Genomic DNA, 5760 nt, shown 5'->3' on the forward strand with positions numbered 1-5760 from the left:
CTGCCGGCACCAGCTTCGTCGTGGAACTCACCGAGCCGGTGCCCCGAGTCCTGCACTGGGGAGCCGACCTCGGTGACCTGAGCGGCGCGGATCTGGCCGCGCTGAGCCTGACGGCAGAACCCGCGGTCGTCCACAGCTCGATCGATGCCCGGCGCCGCTTCACCGTGTGGCCCACCGAGGCCGACGGCTGGTCCGGCACCCCCGCCCACCACGGTCACCTTGCCGGTGGCGCCACCGCCCCCCGGCTGTCCACCTCCACCGTGGCGCTGCGCCAGGACCCGGCACGCGGTGGCGAGTTGACGGTCGAGTTGACGGATGCCGGCGCCGGTCTCGATGTCGCCGTCACCTATCGGCTGGAGCCGTCCGGGGTGCTCGGCGTGCACGCCGACCTGACCCGCCGTGCCGCCGAGGCTGCTGGAGAGGCCGCCGCCGACCTGGCACCGTACGACCTCGCGCAGGTCCTCACGCTGCTGCCGCTACCCCGCCGGGCTGTCGAGATCCTCGACTTCACCGGCAAGTGGAGCCGGGAAAGGACCCCGCAGCGCCGTCCGCTCGGCCACGGCACGTACGCGCGCGAGGTCAGGCGGGGCAAGCCCGGCCTCGACTCGCCGTATCTGCTCACCGTCGGCACCCCCGGTTTCGGGTTCCGTACCGGCGAGGTGTGGGGCGTGCATGTGGGGTGGAGCGGCGACCAGCGCTATCTGGTGGAGCAACTGCCGGAGGGCGCGGGCGTGCACGCCGCCGCACTCGGGGGTGGCGAACTGCTGCGCGCGGGCGAGATCCGCCTCGCGCCCGGCGAGAGCCACCGCACGCCGGTGAGTTGGTACGCCTGGTCCGCCGACGGTCTGGACGGCCTGGCCGACCGCTTCCACACGCTGCTGCGGGCGCGTCCGCAACACCCGGTCCCGCCGCGCCCGTTGGTGCTGAACAGTTGGGAGGCGGTCTACTTCGACCACGACCTGGACCGGCTGCTGGGGCTGGTCGACAAGGCCGCCGAGGTCGGAGTCGAGCGGTTCGTGCTGGACGACGGCTGGTTCGCCGGCCGCCGCTCCGACAATGCCGGGCTCGGCGACTGGAGTGTGGACCCGGTGGTGTGGCCGCAGGGGTTGACGCCTTTGGTGGACCATGTGCGGGCGCGCGGCATGGAGTTCGGGTTGTGGGTGGAGCCGGAGATGGTCAACCCCGACTCCGATCTGGCGCGTACGCACCCGGATTGGGTACTGGGCCCGGCGGCCGGCCTGGGCCCGTCGGCCCGCAACCAGTACGTCCTGGACATCACCAACCCCGACGCGTGGGCGTACCTGTTGCGCAGTCTGGACGCGCTGGTGTCCGACTACGACATCGCGTACTTGAAGTGGGACCACAACCGGGAGTTGCACGAGGCCGTGCACGGCCCTGCCGACCGCCCCGTCGCGCACGGCCAGGTCGACGCGCTCTACCGGCTGTTGGATGCGTTGAAGGAACGGCATCCCGGGTTGGAGATCGAGAGTTGCGCCAGCGGCGGCGGCCGGATCGACTTCGGCATCCTCGCCCGCACCGATCGGGTGTGGGCGTCGGACTGCAACGATCCGGTGGAGCGGCAGGCGATCCAGCGGTGGACGGGGCAGTTGCTGCCGCCGGAGTTGGTCGGTGCGCACCTGGGCCCCTCGCCCGCGCACACGACCGACCGGATGACGGCGGACTCCTTCCGGCTGGCGACCGCGCTGTTCGGGCACGCGGGCATCGAGCAGGACCTGACCGCTTGCACAGAGGGGGAGTTGGCGCGGATCACCGCGTGGACTGCGATGTACCGCGAGCTGCGGCCGCTGCTGCACGGCGGCCGCACCGTCCGGGCGGACCTGACCGCGCCCGACGACGCGGAGCGGGAGGCGCGGCTGCTGCACGGCGTGGTCGCGCTCGACGGCTCGGCGGCGTTGTACTGCTGGGCGCGCACCGCGACTTCGGCCGAGGCCCAGTTCGGCCGGGTGCCGCTGCCCGGCCTTGCCGCCGACGGGAGTTACGACGTTCGCGTCCGTACCGACCTCGGCCTGCCGTCCTTCCACCAGACCGCCGGGCCCGCCTGGCTGACCGAGGCCCTGACGGACTGGGTGCGGCTGCCCGGTGCGGTGCTCGCGGTGGCCGGGGTGCCGATGCCGACGCTCAACCCCGGCCAGGCGCTGCTGATCGAGGTACGCCGGGCTGTGTGAACCGCCGGGGCGGGATCATACGCCGGGCCGCCCGCAGCGACCGCAGGTGCACGGAGCAACTGATGCGCGGCAGTTGTACGACCCCCGTACGGTCGTGCAACTGCCGCACACGCGCGGGCCGATGGCGATCCGGGCGTTGCGGCCCCCTGAGCTGCAACGCCCGGAACCGGCACTGCTCCATACCCCGAAGGGATGCCGTTTACGCATGTGTCGACACCACGCCGGACCGACAGTACCGTGACTTGGAGAACGCTGTTGCAATTGCATCGGAAATTGCAACGGCACGTGCATCCAAGGCGGTTCGGTGACTGCCGTGACTCCTGATGCGCCAGCGTAACCGAGCGCCGCCCTACCGACGAAGGAGCGATGCCAAGTGCAGCAGTTCGAGAACGGTGTGCAGGCCAGTTCGATTTCCGGGGCCCGCTGGACCAAGAGCGGGCGCAGCAACCAGAGCGGCAATTGCGTCGAGGTGGCCGCGCTGCCGGACGGCGGTGTGGCGGTGCGCAACTCGCGCCATCCGGACGGTCCCGCGCTCGTCTACACCCGCGCGGAGATCACCGCGTTCGTCGAGGGCGCCAAGGACGGCGACTTCGACGGGTACATCGACTGACGCCCGAGCGGCGTGTCAAGGCCAGGTACGAAACTGCCCGCCGGTAAGCGCCGGCGGGCAGTCCCGGATACGCGTGCGGTGCAATAATGGTCCCTCCAGTAACTGTGTTGGGAGCCCGCATGCCTGCCGCGCCGCAGCTCGTCTCACCCATACAGCTTCTCGAACGCCGCCCCGACATGGGTGCCAAGGCGATGGCCCGCGTGCTCGGCAACTACCTTCGGGCGCTGCGGGAGAGCCGCTCCATCAGCCCGGTCGTCGCCGGCCGCCACATCCGCGCGCACGCCTCCAAGATCAGCCGGATGGAGACCGCGCACGTCAACCTCAAGTCCCGTGACGTGGACGAGCTGTTGGCCCTCTACGGCGCCGACCCGGTCGAGCGCGACCAGATCATCGCGATGGTGGAGCGCTCCGCCCGCCCGGACTGGTGGCAGCCCTACGGCGAGGTGGTGCCGGACTGGCTGCAGCAGCTCATCGGCCTGGAGCGCGACGCGCATGTGATCCGCACCTACGAGAACCAGTTCGTGCCCGGCCTGCTCCAGACACCCGCCTACGCGCAGGCCGTTGTACTCAGCGGCCATCGGCTGGCGCCGCCCGACGAGGTGGAGCAGCGGGTCCAGTTGCGGCTGGAGCGGCAGCAGCGGATGAACGAGCCGGGCGCACCGGTGCTGTGGGCGCTGATCGACGAGGGCGTGCTGTACCGCCCGGTCGGCGGCCCGCGGGTGATGCACGACCAACTCGTCTACCTGCTCGAAGTGTTGCGGCAGCCGGGGATACGCCTCCAGGTCGCCTCCTACGAGGCGAGTGCCGCCGCGACCCCGGGCGCGGCCGTGACCTACCTGCGGTTCGCGCAGGGCTTCCTGCCGGACGTGGTCTACCTGGAGCACATGACCAGCGCGGTGTACCTCGACCGGCTGGAGGACCTGGACCGCTACCGGGCGGCGCTGGACGAGCTCAGCGCGGTGGCGGCGACCCCGGCGGAGAGCCGGGTGCTGCTGGAGGAGGCGCTGAAGCGCTACGAGTAGCGCTTCAGCGTACGCGGCCGACGCCGCCGAACTCGATCCACTCGTAGCTGGGTTGGACCGGAGCGAGGTCGTTGTCGGCGCGCCAGGTGGAGACCTCGACCAGGCCGGGCGGCAGGAGTTCGGTGCCGTCCAGGTAGCGCAGCAGGTCGCTCTGCTCGCGCACCTCGCCCCAGTTGCCGCCGGTGGAGCGGTCCATGAACTCGGTGACGCCGCACCGCACTTCGGGGTCGTCGCTGACGAGCTGGCACACCACCAGGCAGCTTCCGGCCGGCAGCCGGTCGCGGACCCGGTGCACCATGCCGGCCGGGTCCTCGCTGCCCTTCACGCAGTGCAGCACCGACACGAACAGGGCCGCGACCGGCTCGTCCGGGTTGATCAGCCGGTGTACCTCCGGGCTGTCCCAGATGCTCTCGGTGTCGCGGAAGTCCGCCTGGATGACCGCGGTGTTCTCGTTCTGCTCCAGCAGCACCCGGCCGTGCGCGAGGACGATCGGGTCGTTGTCGACGTAGACCACGCGGGCGTCGGGGTGGATGCGCTGGGCGATCTCGTGCACGTTGTCCTGGGTGGGCAGCCCGGAGCCGTGGTCGACGAACTGCCTTATGCCGTAGTCCTCGGCGAGCACCCGCACCACGCGGCGCAGGAACTGACGGTTGTTCAGCGCGAGCACCTTCATGCTCGGCACCTGCTCCAGCAGTTCCTCGGTGGCGCTGCGGTCGGCCGGGTAGTTGTCCTTGCCGTCCAGGAGGTAGTCGTACATGCGGGCAACGCTCGGCACTGTCACATCGATCGCGGCGCTCGGCGACGTGTCTCCGGATGGCATGGGCCCCTCACAACAATGCTGATCCTGCGCGACTGCGGCCCGCCGAGCGACCCCCGGGGGCAGTCGCCATCCTAGGGAGTGCCGATCTGCCGGTCGAGTGACGTGTCGAGGTCGTTATGCGGCGCAGCCCGCCGTTTCGCCCGAGGAGACGCTCGCGGGAAGTGCCAGCGTCAGCCCGAGGCCGTGGGAGTCCGTGCGGGCCCCGGTCAGGGCGACACCGGGGGGCAGTTGGGGTGCCTCGACGGTGCGCGGGGCGAGCTTCGCGGCGAGCGCGGAGCCGCCCTGACTGCCCGTCATCTGCGCGACGGGTATGTTCTGGCCGAGCACGTCGACGTCGGTGGGCGTGACGGTGATCGCACCCTTGCTGGTGGTGATGGTGGTGTGCACGGTCACCGGCAGCGGGATGCCCACGAGGGTGCCGGTCAGCACCAGGCCGCCGTGGCCGTCGGACTCCGGCCGCAGCCCGGCCGCCTTGCGGTTCAGCCGCTTGCCCAACTCGTCGTAGGAGATGGTGGCCGTGGCGGTGCCGCCGCTCATGGTGCCCTTGGTGGTCACCTGGCGCAGATCGACGGCGACGGACAGGTCCATGCCGTCGCGCCGTACGTCCTCGGCGTGGATGTGCACGGTGCCGACCTGGCCGGTCAGCAGCCGCAGCCCGGCCATGCTCCCGGACAGGTCCGCCGACACCGGGCCGGTCGGCCTGAGCTTGCAGCTCGCCGCGCGGGCGATGCGCTCCCGCGCGGTGTACGCGAGGACCAGGTCGGCGGTGGTGGCGAGCACGGCCAGCCCGGCCACCACGGCGGTGGCCACGATCAGCGGTTTACGGCGCCGCGGCATGAACCGCCGTCGCCGCTGCCCGGCGTCCGGCTCGCCGGGGCTCGCCGACTCCGCGTCGGGGTCGCCGCCCGCACGCCGAGCGGCGGTCGGCTGCCCCCGCTTCTTCCCGGGCTCGCCGGATTCGGCGGGCTCGCCGACCGTATCGGCGGCGTCCGTGGCGGCGTCCGCGGCTGCGGCGGCGCTCGGGTCTTCGGCTGCGCTCGGGTCTTCGGCGGCGGCGTCCGCAGGCGGCGCGTCCTCGGCGGCGGCGCGCCGGACTCGGGGCTTGTCGCTGGGCGTCATGCG

General features: G+C 71.7%; 5 protein-coding genes. 3 read left to right on the forward strand and 2 right to left on the reverse strand.

Annotation, left to right across the window (positions count from 1 at the left end; genetic code table 11):
* From AC13HU_RS30855 to AC13HU_RS30865, 3 genes are all read left to right on the forward strand, one after another.
* The coding region (locus AC13HU_RS30855) for an alpha-galactosidase (protein ID WP_483045270.1) at nt 1–2186 on the forward strand (2186 nt) is incomplete at its 5' end.
* 373 nt (nt 2187–2559) lie between these two features.
* Nucleotides 2560–2796 carry a DUF397 domain-containing protein gene (locus tag AC13HU_RS30860; RefSeq protein ID WP_483045271.1) on the forward strand — a complete coding sequence of 79 codons (237 nt, stop codon included), beginning with the start codon at nt 2560–2562 and terminating at the stop codon, nt 2794–2796.
* Between the two features lie 119 nt (nt 2797–2915).
* Nucleotides 2916–3818: a helix-turn-helix domain-containing protein gene (locus AC13HU_RS30865; protein WP_483045272.1), complete on the forward strand. Its 903-nt coding sequence runs from the start codon at nt 2916–2918 to the stop codon at nt 3816–3818.
* 4 nt (nt 3819–3822) lie between these two features.
* Here AC13HU_RS30865 and AC13HU_RS30870 read toward each other — a convergent pair whose 3' ends face one another.
* Both AC13HU_RS30870 and AC13HU_RS30875 read right to left on the reverse strand, forming a co-directional pair.
* On the reverse strand, nt 3823–4638 hold the full coding sequence (locus AC13HU_RS30870) for an SAM-dependent methyltransferase (RefSeq protein WP_483045273.1): 816 nt from the start codon (nt 4636–4638) through the stop codon (nt 3823–3825).
* Nucleotides 4639–4752: 114 nt separating this feature from the next.
* Nucleotides 4753–5760 (reverse strand): LmeA family phospholipid-binding protein (locus AC13HU_RS30875; protein WP_483045274.1); only part of this gene is annotated, 1008 nt, incomplete at its 5' end.

Source organism: Streptomyces sp. NH27, from assembly GCF_056859195.1.

Excerpts from the sequence above, each read along its gene's own strand:
- AC13HU_RS30870 (WP_483045273.1), bottom strand. The coding sequence starts at position 4,638 with ATGCCATCCGGAGACACGTCGCCGAGCGCCGCGATCGATGTGACAGTG.
- AC13HU_RS30865 (WP_483045272.1), top strand. The coding sequence starts at position 2,916 with ATGCCTGCCGCGCCGCAGCTCGTCTCACCCATACAGCTTCTCGAACGC.